This window comes from Streptococcus mitis (genome assembly GCF_003942695.1).
GTDB lineage: Bacteria > Bacillota > Bacilli > Lactobacillales > Streptococcaceae > Streptococcus > Streptococcus mitis_BD.
Window position 1 is genome coordinate 65,340 of sequence record NZ_RJNU01000005.1, and the last position, 19,896, is coordinate 85,235.

Below are 19,896 nucleotides of genomic sequence, written 5' to 3' on the forward strand. Positions count from 1 at the left end.
GGAGTTGCCTATGAATTACCTTGTTATTTCTCCCTACTATCCGCAAAACTTTCAACAATTTACAATCGAACTCGCTAATAAAGGCATCACAGTTTTGGGAATTGGTCAGGAGCCTTACGAACAACTAGATGAACCTTTGCGTAATAGCCTGACTGAGTATTTCCGTGTAGACAATCTTGAGAACATAGACGAAGTCAAACGTGCCGTTACCTTTCTTTTCTACAAGCATGGTCCTATCGACCGCATCGAGTCCCACAATGAATACTGGCTTGAGCTAGACGCAGCCCTTCGTGAGCAATTTAATGTCTTTGGTGCCAAACCAGAGGATCTCAAAAAGACCAAGTTTAAGTCTGAAATGAAGAAACTTTTCAAAAAAGCAGGTGTCCCTGTGGTACCTGGAGCTGTTATCCAGACAGAAGCAGATGTGGATAAAGCTGTGAAAGAAATCGGTCTACCAATGATTGCCAAACCTGATAACGGAGTGGGAGCAGCAGCCACCTTTAAGCTTGAGACAGAAGACGATATCAATCACTTCAAGCAAGAATGGGATCATTCGACCGTTTATTTCTTTGAGAAATTTGTTACTTCTAGCGAAATCTGTACCTTTGACGGGCTTGTGGACAGGGATGGCAACATCGTCTTTTCAACGACTTTCGATTACGCCCATACACCACTTGATCTGATGATTTATAAGATGGACAATTCCTACTATGTGCTCAAGGATATGGATCCCAAACTGCGCAAGTATGGTGAGGCCATTGTCAAAGAATTTGGCATGAGAGAACGCTTTTTCCATATCGAGTTCTTCCGTGACGGGGACGACTACATTGCCATTGAGTACAATAACCGTCCTGCAGGTGGCTTTACCATTGATGTTTATAACTTCGCTCACTCCTTGGATCTCTACCGAGGTTATGCGGCGATTGTTGCAGGTGAAGAATTCCCAGCATCAGAGTTTGAACCACAATACTGTTTAGCTACATCACGTCGTGCCAATGCCAACTATGTTTATTCAGAAGAGGACCTTCTTGCCAAATACAGCCAGCAATTCAAGGTCAAGAAAATCATGCCAGCAGCCTTTGCAGAGCTACAAGGTGACTACCTTTATATGCTGACAACTCCGAGTCGCCAAGAGATGGAGCAGATGATTGCAGACTTTGGTCAGCGTCAAGAGTAACAAAAAGGATGAAGGGAGTTAGACTTCTTTTGTCCTTTTCTTAAAGATAAGTTAAATAAAGCGTTTTCCAGAGATTCTTTTAGAAAATCGGTTGCGAAAAGGCCTAAAAATTGATAGAATAAGGATTGTCTAAAAAAAATTAAGGAGAGTCTATCAAATGGATTTTACATGGGCTATTAAATATGCCACTGAATTTTTGGGAACTGCTATTTTGATCATTCTTGGTAATGGTGCAGTTGCTAACGTTGAACTTAAAGGTACGAAAGGTCACCAAAGTGGCTGGCTCGTTATCGCGGTTGGTTACGGTATGGGGGTTATGATCCCAGCCTTGATGTTCGGTAATGTATCTGGTAACCACATCAACCCAGCCTTCACACTTGGACTTGCTGTGAGTGGACTTTTCCCTTGGGAACAAGTACCATATTACATCCTTGCGCAAGTTTTAGGAGCGATTTTTGGTCAAGCTATGGTTGTGGCAACTCACCGTCCATACTACTTGAAAACAGAAAATCCAAACAATATCTTGGGTACCTTCTCAACGATTTCAAGCATCGACCACGGTACAAAAGAATCACGTTTTGCAGCTACTGTTAACGGCTTCCTCAATGAGTTTGTAGGTTCATTTGTTCTTTTCTTTGCAGCACTAGGTTTGACTAAAAACTTCTTCGGTGCTGAGGTTCTTCAATACATGAAACAAATGGCTACTCAAGCTGGTCAAACTGTTGATTTAAGTGAATTGGCAGTAAAAGCTCAAGTAGCACCACACACAGCTGCTGGACTTTCAGTTGCTCACTTGGCACTTGGTTTCCTCGTGATGGCCTTGGTAACTTCACTTGGTGGACCTACTGGACCTGGTTTGAACCCGGCTCGTGACTTCGGACCACGTCTTCTTCACGAACTCCTTCCAAAATCAGTTCTTGGTCAACACAAGGGTGATTCAAAATGGTGGTATGCATGGGTTCCAGTTGTGGCTCCAATTGCAGCGGGTATTGCAGCAGTAGCAGTCTTTAAACTACTTTACCTATAATAAAATGAAACTGGGGAACCCCAGTTTTTTTATCGGAAATTTTTGTAAAAAATTCTAGAATTTAAGTGGAATAGCTTGTAAAAAATCCTAAAATCCTTTAAAATAAAAGAGTTGGAGGAAGCTATGAATGCAAATCAAATGATACAAATTATTCCGACTTTGAAGGTCAATAACCGAAAATTAAATGAAAAATTTTACATTGAAACTCTTGGGATGAAGCCCTTATTAGAAGAATCTGCTTTCCTTTCACTTGGTGACCAATCAGGTATTGAGAAGTTGATTCTCGAAGAGGCTCCCAGTATGCGAACTCGGCGAGTTGAAGGGCTTAAGAAACTAGCTAGACTCATTGTAAAAGTTAAGAATCCTTCTGAAATTGAGGATCTTCTTTCACAGATGGAGTCTCTTCCTCGCCTATTTAAAGGAAGCCGTGGTTATGCTTTTGAGATTGTTTCTCCTGAACAGGATGTGATTCTTGTTCATGCGGAAAATGATATAAGAGATTTGGTTCCACTGAAAACTGTTCCTGAATTTTCTTCAAATAAAAGTATAAAATACTTGAGTCAATTTGAGATTTCTATGGAGTTGCGTCTGCCTGAGGGAATGGAGAGTTTACTTGATTCCGAAGTAGTAGCTAAGGCAATTAGCTTTACCAAAGGGGAAGGTCCAGATTTGACTGTTGAAAACAATGTTACCTGGGACTTGTCTATGCTGAAATTTTTAGTAAAGAATTTTGATTTAACCAGTCTTCGTCATAAATTTGAAAAGACAGGCTATTTTGTTCCCAAGTCTGAAAAGTTCTTTCTTGGTAAAGATACCAATAACATCGAATTGTGGTTTGAAGAAGCATGAAGTGGGAAAAAATTCTAAGAAAAATAGAAGAACAAATCGAGGCAGGGGTCTATCCCGGGGCCTCTTTTGCGTATTTTAAGGATGGTGAATGGAGAGAGTCTTATCTGGGCTTGAGTGATCCAGAACGGGGCTTGAAAACAGAGAGCGATTTGGTTTATGATCTGGCTAGTGTGAGTAAGGTCGTGGGAGTAGGGACGGTTCTCATCTTCTTGTGGCAGCAGGGCAAATTCGATATTAATCGACCGGTGACAGAATTATTACCAGAGTGTGATTATCCAGATATTACCATACGACAACTTCTGACCCATGCTACAGACTTAGATCCCTTTATTCCTAACAGAGACCAGTTAAGCGCTGAGGAATTGAGAGAAGCTATGTTTCACCTCAACAGACGAAGTCAGCCTGCTTTTCTATACTCGGACGTTCATTTTTTACTCTTGGGCTTTCTTTTGGAAAAAATCTTTAACCAAGACTTGGATCAGATTATAGAAGAACAAGTTTTGAAACCATGGGGGATGAAGGAAACGATGTTTGGTCCCGTTGAGGTTGCTGTACCAACAGTGAGAGGAGTAGAGGCAGGTATTGTTCATGATCCTAAGGCTCGTCTTTTAAGAAAACACGCTGGAAGTGCTGGTTTATTTTCAACTGTTAAGGATTTGCAAATCTTTCTGGAACATTACTTGAAAGATGATTTTGCTGCAGATTTGAGCCACAATTTTTCTCCCTTAGATGATAAGGAGCGTTCGCTAGCCTGGAATCTGGAGGGGGCTTGGCTAGACCATACGGGCTATACAGGTACCTTCATCATGTGGAACCGAGAGAAGCAGGAAGCCGCTATCTTTTTATCCAATCGAACGTATGAGAAGGATGAGCGTGCCCAGTGGATAATCGATCGAAACCAAGTCATGGATATGATTCGTAGGGGAGAGTAGGGAGAAAGCATGTCAAAAACCGTAAAAGGAACTCTATATACAGTAGTGGCAGGGATTGCTTGGGGCTTGTCTGGAACCAGTGGCCAATACCTGATGGCACATGGGATTTCCGCTCTAGTCTTGACCAATCTGCGACTTATCATTGCAGGATTAGCTCTGGTGTTTTTAACCTATGCGACTGCAAAGGATAAACTCTTTGCTTTTTTAAAAGACAGAAAAAGCCTTTTATCTCTGCTGTTGTTTGCCTTGTTTGGACTTTTCTTAAACCAGTTTGCCTATCTTTCTGCCATTCAGGAAACCAATGCTGGAACGGCTACGGTTCTCCAGTATGTATGTCCTGTTGGGATCTTGATTTATACCTGTATCAAGGACAAGGTGGCGCCTACTCTGGCTGAGATTATTTCGATTGGTTTAGCAATTGGAGGAACTTTTCTTATCGCGACGCATGGGGAACTTGACCAGTTGTCTGTCACACCTGCCGGTCTTTTCTGGGGACTCTTTTCTGCCTTGACCTATGCCCTTTATATCATTCTTCCTATTACTTTGATTAAGAAATGGGGAAGTATGTTGGTGATTGGTGTGGGCATGGTTATTTCTGGAGTGGTGGCTCTTCCCTTCACAGGGGTTTTGCAGGTCAGTATACCGACCAGCTTGGATTTTCTTTTTGCATTTGTTTGCATTATCATCATTGGCACGGTCTTTGCCTATACAGCTTTTCTAAAGGGAGCTAGTCTAATAGGGCCAGTTAAGTCCAGTTTATTGGCTTCCATAGAGCCCATCTCTGCTGTTTTCTTTGCTTTTCTGATTATGAAGGAGCAATTCTATGCGATTGACTTTGTCGGTATGGCTATGATTTTACTTGCGGTAACCATCATTTCTTTGAAAGATTTGTTGATAGAAAACAAACGGAAGGTTGAATGAGAAACTAGTTACTCGTAAAAAGTGGTTGTTTTGAATATCCTATCGAAATACTGATCAAGGATAAGGAATGGGAGTGGAATTTTATAGAATTTTAAGTTTCTTTTCTTACAATAAACCAATCTTTAACTGCTAGAAGGAGGAGATATGAAAATTTTACAAAGCATTCACCCAACTAAGCCCCTGCGCTACTTGAGATGGTTTGACATTTTGATTATCACAGTTCTAATGTTTGGCCTGTTTATCATTCGTTCAACGGAGCTCTTTTTAGCAAGTATGTTTCCTACAGGTTTGTCAACTACAATGAATACGGCAAGTGATACTGTCGGCGAAGGAGCGGCCTATTCGAGCAACTTCACTCTGCAAGTGATATTTCTGACCTTGGCCTTGCTTTACCTTTTGATTCGGAATTATGATTTCAATCAGCTTCCTATTCGTTGGACCTGGTCCCTTCTCTTTTGGGTTCCATTTATATTTGCCATTGTGGGATTGTTTGGAGACTTGGTGACGACACTAACTGGTGAATACAATTACTTAAATCCAGCTCTTTTTGCCCACATAGATCCCATGGAAGTTATACGGAAGTTCCTAGCGCTTAGTCCGATGGCAATTGCCTATGCCTTGCTAAATGGCTTCTATGAAGAGTTTTTCTTTCTAGGGTTGTTGACCTCAGTGAAAGAAAAGCACAAGTGGAGGGTTTTGTTTTATTCTACCCTCATTCGGATTTCTTTTCACACTTATCAAGGATTAGTATGGGCGCTGGTTATTGGTGTAGTTTATGGCTTATTCTATTATTTTTTGTACAAATATAAGGTGAAAAATCTCCTCCCGTTCTTTCTCATGCATGCTCTGGCAGACATGTTTGGATCTAGTCTCATGTATCTCCTGATTGCCTGGGGAAGGTAAGAATCAGAAAAATCCACTCAACTGAGTGGATTTTGTGTGTATAGATGACTAGTCTTTATTTTCGTGTGGTAAGATTAGGTTTAAGATGATACCTGTCATAGCTGATAGGGCAGTACCTGAAAGGGTAACTGGTCCTACTTTGAGGATGGCTCCACCAAGCCCAAGAACCAACATAGCACTAGCAATGATGAGGTTACGCATTTGACTGAAGTCAACGCGTTCCTTGATCAAGACTTTCAAACCGTTGCTGGCGATAACTCCGTAGAGAAGGATGGACATTCCACCAAGTACAGCACTAGGGATTGTTGAGATCAAGGCAGTGAATTTACCAAGGAAACTAAGAGCGATGGCAATAAAGGCAGCGTTACGGATAACTGAGACAGAAGCGATACGGGTCATCCCGATAACTCCTGTATTTTCACCGTAAGTCGTATTAGCTGGTCCACCGAGGAAAGCAGATACAGATGTTGCAATACCGTCACCGAGAAGTGTACGGTGAAGACCTGGTTCTTTCAGGAACTGACGCCCACAGATTTGGCTTAGGACTGTATGGTCACCGATGTGCTCAGAAATTGTTACGATAGCGATTGGCAAGATGGCGATTGTTTCAGGACCGAAGTAGAGGTTATACTCTTTGAAGGCTCCGCCTGTACTAAATGGTAAGTAGAAACCAGGGATTTCAAACCAGTTAGCTTCTAGGACTGGTGTAAAGTCAACCAAGCCAAGAGTTAGTGCGAAGAGGTAACCACCGATAATGGCAAAGAGGAAGGGAATGATTCGTAGGAAGCCTTTTCCTTTAGTATTGATAAAGGCAGCAATCAAGAAAGTAACAACTGCTACAAGAGCATTTTTCCAATTTCCGTCCGCTACAAGTCCAGCGTTAGTAACTGCTGAACCTGCAAGTCCGAGACCGATAACGATGATCATAGGACCGATAATGATTGGTGGCAAGAGTTTATCAATCCATTTTGTACCTGCAAAACGAACACCAGCAGCAACAAGGACGTAGACCAAACCAGTCAAGATCACCCCTGTTTGGGCAGCAGATACATCCCCACCCATTTCTTTCATAGCCAGTGACATAGCTGTGATAAAGGCAAATGAAGAACCTAGATAAACTGGAACTTTAAACCCAGTTGAAATCATGTAGATGAGTGTTCCAACACCTGAAGCAAAAAGGGCAACAGATACAGGCATTCCCAAAATTAAGGGAACGAGGATGGTTGCACCAAACATGGCAAAAACGTGCTGGAAGCTGAGGAGAATACCTTTACCAGCAGAAGGACGTTGATCAACGTCTAGTAACAAATCAACAGTTGATTCTTGTTTCATATAAACCTCACTTTTGGGCATCAAAAAAGAGCCCATTATTTTACAGCAATAGGCCCTCAGAGTAAGACTTTTTAAAAAATAGCTATCTTTTAAAAATTTATATAAATCTACGCCTTCGTCACCTCACAGGATGACATTAAAAACCTTTGCTTAGGATAGTATAGCAGAAAAAATTCGTTTTGTAAACGAATTTTTCCAGAGCCTAGAAATAAAAGAGCGAGGCTGATTTTGTAAATCATTTTTTCCCGATCCTAGAAATAAGAAAGCGAGGAATAATTTTGTAAATCATTTTTTCCCGAGCCTAGAAATGAGGGGAGGTATGATTTTGTAAATCATTTTTACTCAACTTTAAACAAGGGTGCGCTATTGATAGGATTAAAGCGGGCGTTTGTTGGGCATGCCAGCCTTACGTGGATATTTATTTGGTGTTTCCTTTTTCTTTTCTACCACTGTGATGTAGCGCGGATCTCCATTTGGTAGGGCGTAGCTGAGATTGTCTTCAACTTTACTAAAAAGGAGATTGAGGGCATTCTTAGCTTCTAACAATTCCTCAGGCGCATTGCTGGCCTTGAGTGCCAATAGTTTGCCACCAACTTTAAGGTAAGGGATGGTCAATTCAGACAAGACCTGCATGCGGGCAACCGCACGAGCTGTTACAAAATCATATTGAGCACGGAAGTTCTTGTCTTGAGCGAAATCTTCGGCACGGCCATGGTAAAAATGTACACCGTCCAAATCCAGCTCCTGAGCCAAAAGCTGAAGGAAGTTGATGCGCTTATTTAGAGAATCAATGATGGTCACATCTAGCTGAGGATAGAGAATTTTCATCGGCAGACTAGGAAATCCTGCCCCAGCTCCGATATCAAGCAGTTTGATATTTTCATTGGGAATCAAGCCTTGTAGAATGGGTGCAATCGAATCATAAAAATGTTTGAGATAAACTTCTTCCTTGTCTGTAATAGCGGTCAAATTAATCTTTTCATTCCACTCGACCAAGAGTTCAAAATAACGTTCAAATTGTTTTTTTTGCTGGTCCGAAAGTGGAAGATTTTGCTCAGCTAGTAGGCTGTAAAATGTTTCTGGTTTCATAGTAGTTTCCTTCTCTAGTATCATCTTATTTTACCACAATCATTAAAATTTTGATATACTGGTATTAATCTAAAAGCAGAAAGGAATAAGATTATGACTTGGATTATTCTTGGAGTTTTGGCTCTGATTGTTATTTTTGTGATTGTTAGCTATAACGGTTTGGTTAGAAATCGTATGCAAACCAAGGAGGCTTGGAGCCAGATCGATGTTCAGTTGAAGCGTCGTAATGATCTCCTCCCAAACTTGATTGAAACAGTCAAAGGCTATGCGAAATATGAAGGTTCTACCTTGGAAAAAGTGACAGAACTTCGTAGACAAGTAGCTACAGCAACTTCACCAGCTGAAGCTATGAAGGCCAGTGATGCCCTTACCCGCCAGATTTCTGGTATCTTTGCAGTAGCAGAGAATTACCCAGACTTGAAGGCTAGTGCTAACTTTATCAAATTGCAAGAAGAGTTGACCAATACAGAAAATAAAATTTCTTACTCTCGCCAACTCTACAACAGTGTTGTCAGCAACTACAATGTAAAACTTGAAAGCTTCCCAAGTAACATCATAGCGGGACTATTTGGCTTTAAAGCTGCAGACTTCCTTCAAACACCTGAAGAGGAAAAGGCAGTTCCGAAAGTCGATTTTAGCGGTTTAGGTGACTAAGATGTTGTTTGATCAAATTGCAAGCAATAAGCGAAGAACCTGGATTTTGTTGCTGATTTTCTTCCTACTCTTGGCCTTGATTGGTTATGCGGTTGGCTATCTCTTCATGCGCTCAGGTCTTGGCGGCATGATTATTGCCTTAATTATCGGCCTTATCTACGCTCTGACCATGATCTTTCAATCAACAGAGATTGTCATGTCTATGAATGGGGCGCGTGAGGTTGATGAACAAACAGCACCAGACCTCTACCATGTAGTGGAGGATATGGCTATGGTCGCTCAGATTCCCATGCCACGTGTTTTCATCATTGAGGATTCTTCTTTAAATGCCTTTGCAACAGGTTCGAATCCGCAGAATGCAGCAGTCGCAGCCACTTCGGGTCTTCTGGCTATCATGAATCGTGAGGAGCTAGAAGCTGTTATGGGTCATGAGGTCAGCCATATCCGAAACTACGATATCCGCATTTCGACCATTGCTGTTGCCCTTGCCAGTGCCATTACCCTTCTGTCTAGTATGGCAGGTCGTATGATGTGGTGGGGAGGTGCAGGTCGCAGACGAAGTGACGACGATCGTGATGGAAATGGTTTAGAGATTATCATGCTTGTCATCTCTCTCTTAGCCATTGTTCTGGCACCTCTCGCTGCAACCTTGGTACAACTAGCCATTTCACGTCAGAGGGAATTTTTGGCGGACGCATCCAGTGTGGAGCTGACTCGCAATCCTCAAGGGATGATCAATGCCTTGCGTAAGTTGGACAATAGCGAGCCGATGCATCACCATGTCGATGATGCCAGCAGCGCTCTTTATATCAATGACCCTAAGAAAGGTGGCGGACTCCAAAAACTATTTTACACCCATCCACCTATCTCAGAGCGAATCGAACGCTTGAAACACATGTAAAAAAATCCAGAGGTCGTCTCTGGATTTTTGCTATGTTCAACATTTATAAATCTTGTAAATCAACGACTTCCAAACCTTCTTCTGTTAAACGATAGATACTCGTACAGATCTCTTTTAAGAAGCGTCTGTCATGCGAAACAGTGATCAGACCGCCGGGATAAGAGGCAAAGAGTTTTCTTATTTCGGGTTGAGAAGTGGGAGAAAAGTTTCGTGTGGGCTCATCCAGAAGGAGAAAGTTTGGTTTGCGCAGCACTAAATCCAAAAGAAGCAGTTTACCTTGTTGCCCGCCAGATAAGGAGCGAATTTGGTGGTGCATTTCTGGATAGCTGAAATTGAGACTGGCTAAGTGGGATTGGATTTTCTGTAGTTCCTCTTTTTGTCCAGTTTGGCTGAGGTAGTCTACTGGAGATAAATCCAATTGCAGTTTTTTATGGTAATCTTGTGGCATAAAACCAAGCGAAATTTCTCTTTTGGTGCTGAGCAGTTGTTGCAACTTGGCAAGCAGAGTCGATTTCCCAATACCATTAGGCCCGATGATACCGATTTTATCTTGGCCACGGATAGTTAGTTGTAGTTTTTTAGCCAAAACTCGGTCGCCAATGGACAAATTTTCCTTTTCCAGTCGGATTAAGACTTTAGAAGCTGGTAATGGTTGTATATCTGAGAAGAAAAGTTGGATTTGTTCTTCTTCAAGCGGCTTTTGGGTCATGGACTGAGCTGCCTTTTCGTAGCGTTTTTCTTGAGAGAGAACATTTTTCATCTTTTTTGCCAATAGGCGACCGGCAACATCATTTTTAGTGTTACGTAAGGCAGTTTCTACATTTTGCTTGACGCGGCGATGCTTTTCCATGGTTTTGTCATAGGCTCTTTGGTCGTTAGCAGCTTGCTGGCTTTGTCTAGCAAAACTAGCCTTTCTCTGGTCACTGTAGCGATCATAGTCTAAATGCTCTACAAGCGTTTCCGCTTCTTTCCGATGCTTGACCAGTCGCAAGTGGACAATAGTATCTGCCGTTTGAGAGAGAAAGTCTTCATCATGGGAAATGAAAATAACAGTTTGCCTAATCTTTTGAATCTGACCTTTTAGCCAATCAACCGTCTCAAGGTCTAGGTCATTTGAAGGTTCATCTAAAAAAAGAATCTCAAATGGTTTGGCTAACTCATGGATGAGTTGAACTTTCAAAGCTTCGCCCCCTGATAGACTCCCAATCTTTTGGTCACTAGCGAAGCGATCACTATTAAAATGCAACTCCTCAGCCAAACGATAGAGGATACTGTAGTCTAAATCAGTAGACTCTAAAAAGAAGTAATCGTGTAGAGTTCTATTTTTTAGCTCCTCAGGTAACTTTTGAGGAATGTAGGCCAGTGACTGAAGGTCAGACTGGATGTCTCCCTTGATAGTGAAATCAGGTAATGCTTCCCCCATTAAAGCTCGTAGCAAGGTTGATTTGCCATTTCCCTCTTCGCCAATAATAGCAACCTTTTCCCCGTCTTGGATAGTCATGGTTAGGTCAGAAACAAGCTCTCGTAGATCTTTGTTTTGTGTGATGGTCAGATGATTGATTTTTATCATATTCTTGCCCTTTCTAGAATGTCCATAGTGCATAACAAAAAGCTCTACTTTACCTAGTAGAGCCCAAAGTCACTGTCAAAAACTCCATTATCCTCGTTGAAAAGCTCGTCAAACTAGCTTAGACTTGCCTAATCCAACCCAAGAGGAGCAGATGGTTAGCTTTCTAGTTTTTTGATTTTCAAAGTGGATAAAGCACCAGATGATCTAGTACAAAAAGAGCACACAAAAAGAGACAAAAACACGATCTACTAAATAAAGTTTCTTTATTTGATAGACTTAGTTGTTCATGTCTCCCTTACCTCCGAGTATTAGTACCTCTATCCTATACCTTTCAGGAAATTTTGTCAATAGAAAACAAGTAATTTCAAACTCTAAAAACCGAAAACAGGTCCATAGAGAGTTAAGACGTGTTTGACATGCTCATAATGGAACTTGTCATAGTTGCGCCAAGCGGTGCGTGCTTGATCGTTCAGTTTTAGGCTACCAAGTCCAATCAGAAGACTGGTACGTTGGTAAAATTTCTCAAGGTCGATTAAGATACTGTTGTCAAGCTTTTCCGCTTTTTTAAGTTCCTTGAGAGTGCTGTTTAGCAGTTCTTGTAGACGAAAATCATCGGCTGTACCTTGTTTGCAACTTTGGAAACTTTTATTTAACTCGGAAAGGAGTTGGTAAGCTTCGTTAATCAGTGCTTTGTCTTCCATATGAGCATCCTCCTTGCTCTGATGTATTCTTGCCTATAGTATAGCACTAATAGGAAAGTTTATCATAGTAAATATGTTAAAAATAAGATTTTCATATCAAAGTTTGGGAGGCTGACTTATAGCTTTTTCATGGTATAATCAAGTGAGTACATCTTTATGGAGGAAATATGAAGTTAAACATTCAAGAAATTCGTAAACAGCCTGAAGGCCTACACTTTGAACAAACTTTGGACCTTGTCGCAGACTTGCGTAAACGTAATCAAGAAATTTTAGATGTTAAAGATATCCTAGCAGTGGGAAAGATCCAGTACGAAGACCGTATGTATTTCTTAGACTATCAGCTATCTTATACCATTGTCCTTGCTTCCAGCCGCAGTATGGAGCCAGTTGAGTTGGAGGAGTCTTATCCAGTGACAGAGGTCTTCATGGAAGGAGCAACCAACCAACTGGATCAAGAAGTTTTAGACGATGACTTGGTCTTGCCTATCGAAAATGGGGAAATCGACCTTGCTGAGAGCGTTTCCGATAATATCTTGCTAAATATTCCTATCAAGGTCTTAACAGCAGAAGAAGAAGCTGGTCAAGGTTTTGTGTCTGGAAATGACTGGCAAATCATGACAGAGGAAGAATACCAAGCCCAACAAGCAGTCAAGAAAGAAGAAAACAGTCCATTTGCTGGCTTGCAAGGACTATTTGACGGAGACGAATAATGGTTTTGTCAAAAAAACGAGCGCGAAAGGTGCTAGAAGAAATCATTGCCCTCTTCCCAGACGCCAAACCCAGCCTTGATTTTACTAATCATTTTGAACTCCTGATTGCGGTCATGTTGTCAGCTCAGACGACAGATGCTGCTGTCAACAAGGCTACACCAGGTCTCTTTGCAGCTTTTCCAACGCCTCAAGCCATGTCTGTCGCGACTGAAAGTGAAATTGCTTCGCACATTTCTCGCCTAGGACTTTATCGCAATAAGGCCAAGTTTCTAAAAAAATGTGCCCAACAGCTACTAGATGATTTTGACGGTCAAGTGCCTCAGACTCGTGAGGAATTAGAAAGTCTAGCAGGTGTTGGCCGCAAAACAGCCAACGTAGTCATGAGTGTGGGCTTTGGAATTCCAGCCTTTGCAGTGGATACTCATGTTGAGCGTATCTGCAAGCACCATGATATTGTTAAAAAATCGGCCACACCCCTTGAAGTAGAAAAACGTGTCATGGATATTCTGCCACCAGAGAAATGGTTGGCAGCCCATCAAGCCATGATTTACTTTGGACGGGCTATCTGTCATCCAAAGAACCCAGAATGCGATCACTATCCCCAATTATATGATTTTAGTTCGTTATAAGATAAAAATTTATGTTTTTTTCTTGCATTGATCCATTCTTTGTGATATAGTAATAACAATAAAATATTCCTTTAAACCTGTCCCGTGAGGCAGGCAAGGAGTCGGATCAATAGATAGCAGAAGTCTATACTCTTTACAGTAGGGCTGGCTTGGCTATACATTCTGAAGTCTCCTTGTTAAGGAGACTTTTCTTTTTGGAGGTTTGTCATGAGGACAAAAGAAGTTGTAGACGAATTGACCGTCAAACGAGCGATTACTCGGATTACCTACGAGATTATTGAGCGAAACAAAGATTTGAATAAAATCGTTTTGGCTGGTATTAAAACGCGAGGTGTTTTTATCGCTCGTCGTATCCAAGAACGTTTGGAGCAGTTAGAAAATGTCTCTGTTCCCGTAGTAGAATTGGATACCAAACCTTTCCGTGATGATGTCAAAAGTGGGGAAGATACCTCTGTAATCTCTGTTGATGTGACAGATCGAGAAGTCATTTTGGTGGATGATGTGCTCTATACAGGTCGTACTATTCGTGCAGCTATTGACAACATCGTCAGCCACGGTCGTCCTGCTCGCGTGAGTTTGGCAGTCTTGGTTGATCGTGGCCACAGAGAACTTCCAATCCGTCCAGACTATGTTGGGAAAAATATCCCAACCAGTCGTTCTGAAGAAATCATCGTAGAGATGACAGAACTAGATGGACAAGACAGAGTACTAATCACAGAACAAGCCTAAAACACTAAAAGGAGTAAAAAAATGTCAGAAAATCAACAAGCTTTGCAACATGTAGTTTCAATGGAAGACCTTACTGTAGAACAAGTAATGAAATTGATCAAACGAGGAATCGAATTTAAAAACGGAGCGAGTGCTTCTTATGAGGAACAGCATATCGTTTCCAACCTTTTCTTTGAAAGTTCAACTCGTACCCACAAATCCTTTGAGGTAGCAGAACTGAAACTTGGACTTGATCTTTTGGATTTCGATGTGAAGACCAGTTCAGTGAATAAGGGTGAAACACTCTATGACACGATCTTGACGCTTTCTGCACTAGGAGTGGATGCCTGTGTCATTCGTCACCCAGAGGTGGACTACTACAGAGAATTGATTGCTAGCCCGACCATCACAACTTCGATTATCAATGGTGGGGACGGTTCAGGGCAACACCCTAGCCAAAGTTTGCTTGATTTGATGACAATTTATGAAGAATTTGGACATTTTGAAGGTCTTAAGGTGGCTATCGCTGGCGACCTCAACCACTCACGGGTAGCTAAGTCTAATATGCAAATCCTTAAACGCTTGGGAGCGGAGCTTTACTTTGCAGGTCCTGAGGAATGGAGAAGTGAGGAGTTTGAACATTACGGTCGCTTTGTATCAATTGATGAGGTGATTGATCAAGTAGATGTTATGATGTTTCTTCGTGTTCAGCATGAACGTCATGAAATTGTGACAGGATTTTCAAAAGAAGACTATCATAACCAGCATGGATTGACACAAGAACGCTATGACCGCTTGAAAGAAAAAGCAATCCTTATGCACCCAGCTCCAGTCAATCGTGATGTGGAAATCGCTGATCACTTGGTAGAAGCACCGAAATCACGTATTGTTCAGCAAATGACCAACGGTGTCTTTGTCAGAATGGCAATTTTAGAATCTGTGCTGGCCTATAGAAAAGCAAAATAAGGCACAAAGCGTTAAAAGATGTCTGAGAGCATCAACGAGAGGTGAGTAGATGAAAAAACGACTTCTAGTATTAGAAGATGGTACAGTATTTGAAGGCAAGGCCTTCGGAGCAGATATTGATGTAACAGGGGAAATCGTCTTTAACACAGGGATGACTGGTTACCAAGAATCCATTACTGACCAGTCTTACAATGGACAAATCTTAACCTTTACCTACCCTTTGGTGGGAAATTATGGAATTAACCGTGACGACTACGAGTCAATCACTCCTACCTGCAAGGGAGTAGTAGTTTTTGAAGAAGCGCGTAGAGCCAGCAACTGGCGCAATCAAATGACCTTGGACGAATTCTTGAAAGCCAAGAAAATTCCTGGTATCTCAGGAATTGATACCCGGGCTTTGACAAAAATTATCCGTAAGCATGGTACCATGCGTGCAACCCTTACGCATGTTGGTGATACGATGGACCATATCATAGACCAGCTCCAAGCGACAGTTCTACCGACAGATAATATCAAGCAAGTCTCTACTAAGACAGCTTATCCTGCTCCTGGAGTTGGATTGAGTGTCGTATTGGTAGACTTTGGTCTCAAACACTCCATCTTACGCGAACTATCTAAGCGTAACTGTAACGTGACCGTTGTTCCATACACAACAACAGCAGAAGAGATTCTCCATCTCCATCCTGACGGGGTCATGTTGTCAAACGGTCCAGGAAATCCAGAAGATGTTCCCCAGGCACTCGATATGATTCGTGGTGTGCAAGGGAAAATTCCGATCTTTGGTATCTGTATGGGACATCAACTTTTTGCTATGGCAAATGGTGCTAAGACCTACAAGATGAAGTTTGGTCACCGTGGATTTAACCACGCGGTGCGTGAAATTGCAACAGGCCGAGTAGACTTTACTAGCCAGAACCATGGTTATGCGGTTAGCCGTGAGGATTTGCCAGAGCATTTGATTATTACCCATGAAGAAATCAATGACAAGTCAGTTGAGGGTGTGCGTCACAGATACCAACCAGGTTTCTCTGTGCAATTCCACCCAGATGCAGCTCCAGGACCGCACGATGCAAGCTATCTCTTTGATGAATTTATCGAAATGATGGAGTCGTTTAAATCTGCTAATCGCTGATATAGGAAACTCTGTCAGAGGCTTGTCGAATAAAAAGGCAAGTCCTTTCTTTTAGTTGAGCAATGAGATGCTGAAAATTTTTACACTCGATTTATTATTGAAAAATCATCGGAGAATTTATTTAATGTCGCTCTGTGAGGCGACGAATAGAAAGGCAGGTCGTTTCTTTTAGTCGCTATTAGGCGAACTAAAAACTCCCTGCACTAGATTTTTTATCGAAAAATATCGTTTCTCTAAAAAATCGTCGGAGAATTTATTTAATGACAACCTGAGAGTTGCCGAATAGAAAGGAGAAGATACATTGTTCGCGGAAGCGAACACGCCCTAAGAACTGTGTGAAAAAGATAAACATCGTCTTGATGCTGAAGGCATCTGCACCGAGTTTCCTATTTTCACTTTGTTCTTGACGGGCTTTGTATCATAAACTATGCCTAAACGTACTGATATTCAAAAAATTATGGTGATTGGTTCTGGTCCGATTATTATTGGTCAGGCTGCTGAGTTTGACTACGCTGGGACCCAGGCCTGCTTGTCTTTGAAAGAGGAAGGTTATGAGGTTGTCTTGGTGAACTCAAACCCTGCAACCATCATGACGGATAAGGAGATTGCGGACAAGGTTTACATCGAACCGATTACACTGGAGTTTGTGACACGTATTCTCCGTAAGGAACGTCCAGATGCCTTGCTTCCAACTCTTGGAGGTCAGACAGGGCTCAATATGGCTATGGAATTGTCTAAAAATGGTATCTTAGATGAGCTTGGTGTCGAACTTCTGGGTACTAAATTGTCTGCCATCGACCAAGCTGAGGACCGTGACCTCTTTAAACAATTAATGGAAGAGCTAAACCAACCAATTCCAGAATCTGAAATTGTCAACACAGTGGAAGAAGCTGTTGCTTTTGCAGCGACAATTGGCTACCCAGTGATTGTCCGTCCAGCCTTTACCCTAGGTGGTACTGGTGGTGGTATGTGTGCCAACGAGGAAGAATTGCGCGAAATCGCTGAAAATGGTTTGAAATTGTCACCTGTTACCCAATGTTTGATTGAGCGTTCTATTGCAGGTTTCAAGGAAATCGAATACGAAGTCATGCGTGACTCAGCTGACAATGCTCTGGTTGTTTGTAACATGGAAAACTTTGACCCAGTTGGGATTCATACAGGGGATTCCATCGTATTTGCCCCTGCGCAAACCATGTCAGACTATGAAAACCAAATGCTACGTGACGCGAGCTTGAGTATTATTCGTGCCCTCAAAATTGAAGGTGGATGTAACGTTCAGCTGGCTCTTGATCCACACAGCTTTAAGTATTATGTCATCGAAGTAAATCCTCGTGTATCACGTTCGTCAGCCCTTGCTTCTAAGGCGACGGGTTATCCGATTGCTAAATTAGCTGCTAAGATTGCCGTCGGTTTGACCTTGGATGAGGTCATCAACCCAGTTACAGGTTCAACCTATGCCATGTTTGAGCCAGCTCTCGACTACGTCGTTGCTAAGATTCCACGTTTCCCATTTGACAAGTTTGAAAAAGGTGAGCGTCGTCTGGGTACCCAGATGAAGGCGACTGGAGAAGTCATGGCGATTGGTCGTAACATCGAGGAATCACTTCTCAAGGCATGTCGCTCTCTTGAAATTGGAGTTCACCACAATGAAATGCCAGAACTTGCAACCGTTTCTGATGATGCCTTGATTGAAAAAGTTGTGAAAGCCCAAGATGACCGTCTCTTCTATGTATCAGAGGCCATTCGCCGTGGTTACACACCAGAAGAAATTGCTGAATTGACCAAGATTGATATCTTCTATCTTGATAAACTCTTGCACATCTTTGAAATTGAGCAAGAATTAGGTGCCCATCCACAAGATCTAGAAGTCTTGAAAACAGCTAAACTCAATGGTTTCTCAGACCGTAAGATTGCTGAACTCTGGGAAACGACAGCTGAGCAAGTTCGCCAACTTCGCTTGGAAAACAAGATTGTCCCAGTTTACAAGATGGTCGATACCTGTGCGGCGGAGTTTGACTCTGAAACACCATATTTCTATTCAACCTATGGCTGGGAAAACGAGTCTATCAAGTCTGATAAGGAATCCGTCCTAGTCCTAGGTTCAGGTCCAATCCGTATCGGTCAAGGGGTTGAGTTTGACTATGCAACTGTACACTCTGTTAAGGCGATTCAGGCTGCTGGTTATGAAGCTATCATCATGAACTCAAACCCAGAGACCGTTTCTACAGACTTCTCGGTATCAGACAAACTTTACTTTGAACCATTGACATTCGAAGATGTCATGAATGTTATCGACTTGGAGCAACCAAAAGGCGTTATTGTTCAGTTTGGTGGTCAAACAGCTATCAACCTTGCCGAGCCATTGGCAAAAGCGGGTGTGACTATCCTTGGTACGCAAGTTGCTGACCTAGACCGTGCCGAAGATCGTGATCTCTTTGAACAAGCACTCAAAGATTTAGATATTCCGCAGCCGCCAGGACAAACGGCTACTAATGAAGAAGAAGCAGTGCTTGCAGCTCGCAAGATTGGTTTCCCAGTCCTCGTTCGTCCTTCGTATGTTTTGGGTGGGCGTGCCATGGAAATCGTAGAAAACGAGGAAGACCTTCGTTCTTACATGCGTACAGCTGTTAAGGCTAGTCCAGATCACCCAGTTCTTGTTGACTCTTACATCGTTGGGCAAGAGTGTGAAGTTGATGCCATCTCAGATGGAGAAAATGTCCTCATTCCTGGCATCATGGAACATATCGAACGTGCCGGTGTTCACTCAGGTGACTCAATGGCCGTTTATCCTCCACAAACCCTGTCGCAAAAGGTGCAGGAAACCATCGCTGATTATACTAAACGTCTAGCAATTGGCCTTAACTGTCTTGGAATGATGAACATCCAGTTTGTTATCAAGGATGAAAAAGTCTACGTTATTGAGGTCAATCCACGCGCCAGCCGTACGGTTCCATTCCTTTCTAAGGTAACCAATATTCCTATGGCTCAGGTAGCGACTAAGCTCATTCTTGGTCAAAGTCTTGAAGAACTTGGCTACCAAGATGGACTTTATCCAGAAAGCACTCGCGTTCATATCAAGGCACCAGTCTTCTCCTTTACGAAACTAGCTAAGGTAGATAGCTTACTCGGTCCTGAAATGAAGTCAACAGGGGAAGTTATGGGTTCTGATACTACTTTGGAAAAAGCTCTCTATAAGGCCTTTGAAGCTTCCTACCTACACTTGCCAACCTTTGGAAATGTTGTCTTTACCATCGCAGATGATGCCAAAGATGAAGCCTTGGACTTGGCTCGTCGTTTCCAAAATATCGGTTATGGTATCCTCGCGACAGAAGGGACAGCAGCCTTCTTTGCCAGTCATGGACTTCAAGCCCAACCTGTTGGTAAGATTGGTGATGATGAGAAGGATATCCCAAGCTTTGTCCGCAAAGGGAAAATTCAAGCGATCATCAATACTGTCGGAACCAAACGAACTGCTGACGAAGATGGTGAGCAAATTCGCCGTTCGGCTATTGAACACGGGGTGCCACTCTTTACAGCCCTAGATACAGCTAATGCCATGCTCAAGGTGCTAGAAAGCCGTAGTTTTGTCACAGAAGCGATCTAGTTGAGAAAGAATTTTCACAGTTTTAAAGCCAGCGTTAGAAAATGCTGGCTTTTGCAATACAGAAATTGCTTATTTTAACTATCATTCCTTC

18 protein-coding genes are annotated in these 19,896 nt (G+C 42.3%); 14 read left to right on the forward strand and 4 right to left on the reverse strand.

The window, feature by feature from the left end; genetic code table 11:
• Positions 1-10: 10 nt before the first annotated feature.
• From D8852_RS05185 to D8852_RS05210, 6 genes are all read left to right on the forward strand, one after another.
• Positions 11-1,177: an ATP-grasp domain-containing protein gene (locus tag D8852_RS05185; RefSeq protein WP_125425235.1), complete on the forward strand. Its 1,167-nt coding sequence runs from the start codon at positions 11-13 to the stop codon at positions 1,175-1,177.
• Positions 1,178-1,334: 157 nt separating this feature from the next.
• A complete protein-coding gene (gla, locus tag D8852_RS05190; RefSeq protein ID WP_125425236.1) occupies positions 1,335-2,204 on the forward strand; it encodes an aquaglyceroporin Gla in 870 nt (289 codons plus the stop codon).
• A gap of 123 nt (positions 2,205-2,327) precedes the next feature.
• Entirely contained in the window at positions 2,328-3,053 is a 726-nt protein-coding gene (locus tag D8852_RS05195; RefSeq protein WP_125425237.1) for a CppA N-terminal domain-containing protein, read from the forward strand.
• Complete coding sequence (locus D8852_RS05200) at positions 3,050-3,985, forward strand: serine hydrolase domain-containing protein (RefSeq protein WP_125425238.1); 936 nt, start codon at positions 3,050-3,052, stop codon at positions 3,983-3,985. Before D8852_RS05195 ends, D8852_RS05200 begins: the two co-directional genes overlap by 4 nt.
• Before the next feature lie 9 nt (positions 3,986-3,994).
• Complete coding sequence (locus D8852_RS05205; protein WP_084973911.1) at positions 3,995-4,906, forward strand: DMT family transporter; 912 nt, start codon at positions 3,995-3,997, stop codon at positions 4,904-4,906.
• A gap of 144 nt (positions 4,907-5,050) precedes the next feature.
• Positions 5,051-5,809 carry a CPBP family intramembrane glutamic endopeptidase gene (locus D8852_RS05210; RefSeq protein WP_084973909.1) on the forward strand — a complete coding sequence of 253 codons (759 nt, stop codon included), beginning with the start codon at positions 5,051-5,053 and terminating at the stop codon, positions 5,807-5,809.
• A 48-nt stretch (positions 5,810-5,857) separates the two neighbouring features.
• Here the strand turns inward: D8852_RS05210 and D8852_RS05215 are convergent, their stop codons facing one another.
• Both D8852_RS05215 and rsmG read right to left on the reverse strand, forming a co-directional pair.
• Positions 5,858-7,141 (reverse strand): uracil-xanthine permease family protein, encoded by a 1,284-nt coding sequence (locus D8852_RS05215; protein ID WP_084973907.1) that lies wholly within the window; start codon positions 7,139-7,141, stop codon positions 5,858-5,860.
• Positions 7,142-7,516: 375 nt separating this feature from the next.
• Positions 7,517-8,230, reverse strand: a complete 714-nt coding sequence (gene rsmG / locus D8852_RS05220; RefSeq protein WP_125425240.1) for a 16S rRNA (guanine(527)-N(7))-methyltransferase RsmG — start codon at positions 8,228-8,230, stop codon at positions 7,517-7,519.
• Between the two features lie 93 nt (positions 8,231-8,323).
• Between rsmG and D8852_RS05225 the strand changes: the two genes are divergently transcribed.
• Both D8852_RS05225 and htpX read left to right on the forward strand, forming a co-directional pair.
• Complete coding sequence (locus tag D8852_RS05225; RefSeq protein WP_125425241.1) at positions 8,324-8,884, forward strand: LemA family protein; 561 nt, start codon at positions 8,324-8,326, stop codon at positions 8,882-8,884.
• 1 nt (position 8,885) lies between these two features.
• On the forward strand, positions 8,886-9,785 hold the full coding sequence (htpX, locus tag D8852_RS05230) for a zinc metalloprotease HtpX (protein ID WP_125425242.1): 900 nt from the start codon (positions 8,886-8,888) through the stop codon (positions 9,783-9,785).
• A gap of 43 nt (positions 9,786-9,828) precedes the next feature.
• Here the strand turns inward: htpX and D8852_RS05235 are convergent, their stop codons facing one another.
• Together D8852_RS05235 and D8852_RS05240 are read right to left on the reverse strand one after the other, a co-directional pair.
• Complete coding sequence (locus tag D8852_RS05235; RefSeq protein ID WP_125425243.1) at positions 9,829-11,388, reverse strand: ATP-binding cassette domain-containing protein; 1,560 nt, start codon at positions 11,386-11,388, stop codon at positions 9,829-9,831.
• 338 nt (positions 11,389-11,726) lie between these two features.
• Positions 11,727-12,056 carry a helicase BlpT gene (locus D8852_RS05240; protein WP_125425244.1) on the reverse strand — a complete coding sequence of 110 codons (330 nt, stop codon included), beginning with the start codon at positions 12,054-12,056 and terminating at the stop codon, positions 11,727-11,729.
• Between the two features lie 167 nt (positions 12,057-12,223).
• Here D8852_RS05240 and D8852_RS05245 point away from each other — a divergent pair, with 167 nt between their 5' ends.
• The 6 genes from D8852_RS05245 to carB all read left to right on the forward strand — a co-directional run bounded on the left by D8852_RS05245 (position 12,224) and on the right by carB (position 19,805).
• Positions 12,224-12,766, forward strand: a complete 543-nt coding sequence (locus D8852_RS05245; protein ID WP_125425245.1) for a YceD family protein — start codon at positions 12,224-12,226, stop codon at positions 12,764-12,766.
• On the forward strand, positions 12,766-13,395 hold the full coding sequence (gene nth / locus D8852_RS05250) for an endonuclease III (protein ID WP_125425246.1): 630 nt from the start codon (positions 12,766-12,768) through the stop codon (positions 13,393-13,395). Before D8852_RS05245 ends, nth begins: the two co-directional genes overlap by 1 nt.
• Positions 13,396-13,602: 207 nt before the next feature.
• Entirely contained in the window at positions 13,603-14,124 is a 522-nt protein-coding gene (pyrR, locus tag D8852_RS05255) for a bifunctional pyr operon transcriptional regulator/uracil phosphoribosyltransferase PyrR (protein ID WP_125425247.1), read from the forward strand.
• Between the two features lie 21 nt (positions 14,125-14,145).
• Complete coding sequence (locus D8852_RS05260) at positions 14,146-15,069, forward strand: aspartate carbamoyltransferase catalytic subunit (protein WP_001293859.1); 924 nt, start codon at positions 14,146-14,148, stop codon at positions 15,067-15,069.
• Between the two features lie 49 nt (positions 15,070-15,118).
• Positions 15,119-16,201 carry a carbamoyl phosphate synthase small subunit gene (locus D8852_RS05265; protein ID WP_000746720.1) on the forward strand — a complete coding sequence of 361 codons (1,083 nt, stop codon included), beginning with the start codon at positions 15,119-15,121 and terminating at the stop codon, positions 16,199-16,201.
• A gap of 427 nt (positions 16,202-16,628) precedes the next feature.
• Positions 16,629-19,805: a carbamoyl-phosphate synthase large subunit gene (gene carB, locus D8852_RS05270; protein ID WP_125425248.1), complete on the forward strand. Its 3,177-nt coding sequence runs from the start codon at positions 16,629-16,631 to the stop codon at positions 19,803-19,805.
• The last annotated feature ends 91 nt before the right edge of the window (positions 19,806-19,896 follow it).

Bases quoted from the DNA above. Each gene is read 5' to 3' on its own strand.
- D8852_RS05185 (WP_125425235.1), top strand. From the start codon at position 11: ATGAATTACCTTGTTATTTCTCCCTACTATCCGCAAAACTTTCAACAA.
- gla (WP_125425236.1), top strand. From the start codon at position 1,335: ATGGATTTTACATGGGCTATTAAATATGCCACTGAATTTTTGGGAACT.
- D8852_RS05195 (WP_125425237.1), top strand. From the start codon at position 2,328: ATGAATGCAAATCAAATGATACAAATTATTCCGACTTTGAAGGTCAAT.
- D8852_RS05200 (WP_125425238.1), top strand. From the start codon at position 3,050: ATGAAGTGGGAAAAAATTCTAAGAAAAATAGAAGAACAAATCGAGGCA.
- D8852_RS05205 (WP_084973911.1), top strand. From the start codon at position 3,995: ATGTCAAAAACCGTAAAAGGAACTCTATATACAGTAGTGGCAGGGATT.
- D8852_RS05210 (WP_084973909.1), top strand. From the start codon at position 5,051: ATGAAAATTTTACAAAGCATTCACCCAACTAAGCCCCTGCGCTACTTG.
- D8852_RS05215 (WP_084973907.1), bottom strand. From the start codon at position 7,141: ATGAAACAAGAATCAACTGTTGATTTGTTACTAGACGTTGATCAACGT.
- rsmG (WP_125425240.1), bottom strand. From the start codon at position 8,230: ATGAAACCAGAAACATTTTACAGCCTACTAGCTGAGCAAAATCTTCCA.
- D8852_RS05225 (WP_125425241.1), top strand. From the start codon at position 8,324: ATGACTTGGATTATTCTTGGAGTTTTGGCTCTGATTGTTATTTTTGTG.
- htpX (WP_125425242.1), top strand. From the start codon at position 8,886: ATGTTGTTTGATCAAATTGCAAGCAATAAGCGAAGAACCTGGATTTTG.
- D8852_RS05235 (WP_125425243.1), bottom strand. From the start codon at position 11,388: ATGCACTATGGACATTCTAGAAAGGGCAAGAATATGATAAAAATCAAT.
- D8852_RS05240 (WP_125425244.1), bottom strand. From the start codon at position 12,056: ATGGAAGACAAAGCACTGATTAACGAAGCTTACCAACTCCTTTCCGAG.
- D8852_RS05245 (WP_125425245.1), top strand. From the start codon at position 12,224: ATGAAGTTAAACATTCAAGAAATTCGTAAACAGCCTGAAGGCCTACAC.
- nth (WP_125425246.1), top strand. From the start codon at position 12,766: ATGGTTTTGTCAAAAAAACGAGCGCGAAAGGTGCTAGAAGAAATCATT.
- pyrR (WP_125425247.1), top strand. From the start codon at position 13,603: ATGAGGACAAAAGAAGTTGTAGACGAATTGACCGTCAAACGAGCGATT.
- D8852_RS05260 (WP_001293859.1), top strand. From the start codon at position 14,146: ATGTCAGAAAATCAACAAGCTTTGCAACATGTAGTTTCAATGGAAGAC.
- D8852_RS05265 (WP_000746720.1), top strand. From the start codon at position 15,119: ATGAAAAAACGACTTCTAGTATTAGAAGATGGTACAGTATTTGAAGGC.
- carB (WP_125425248.1), top strand. From the start codon at position 16,629: ATGCCTAAACGTACTGATATTCAAAAAATTATGGTGATTGGTTCTGGT.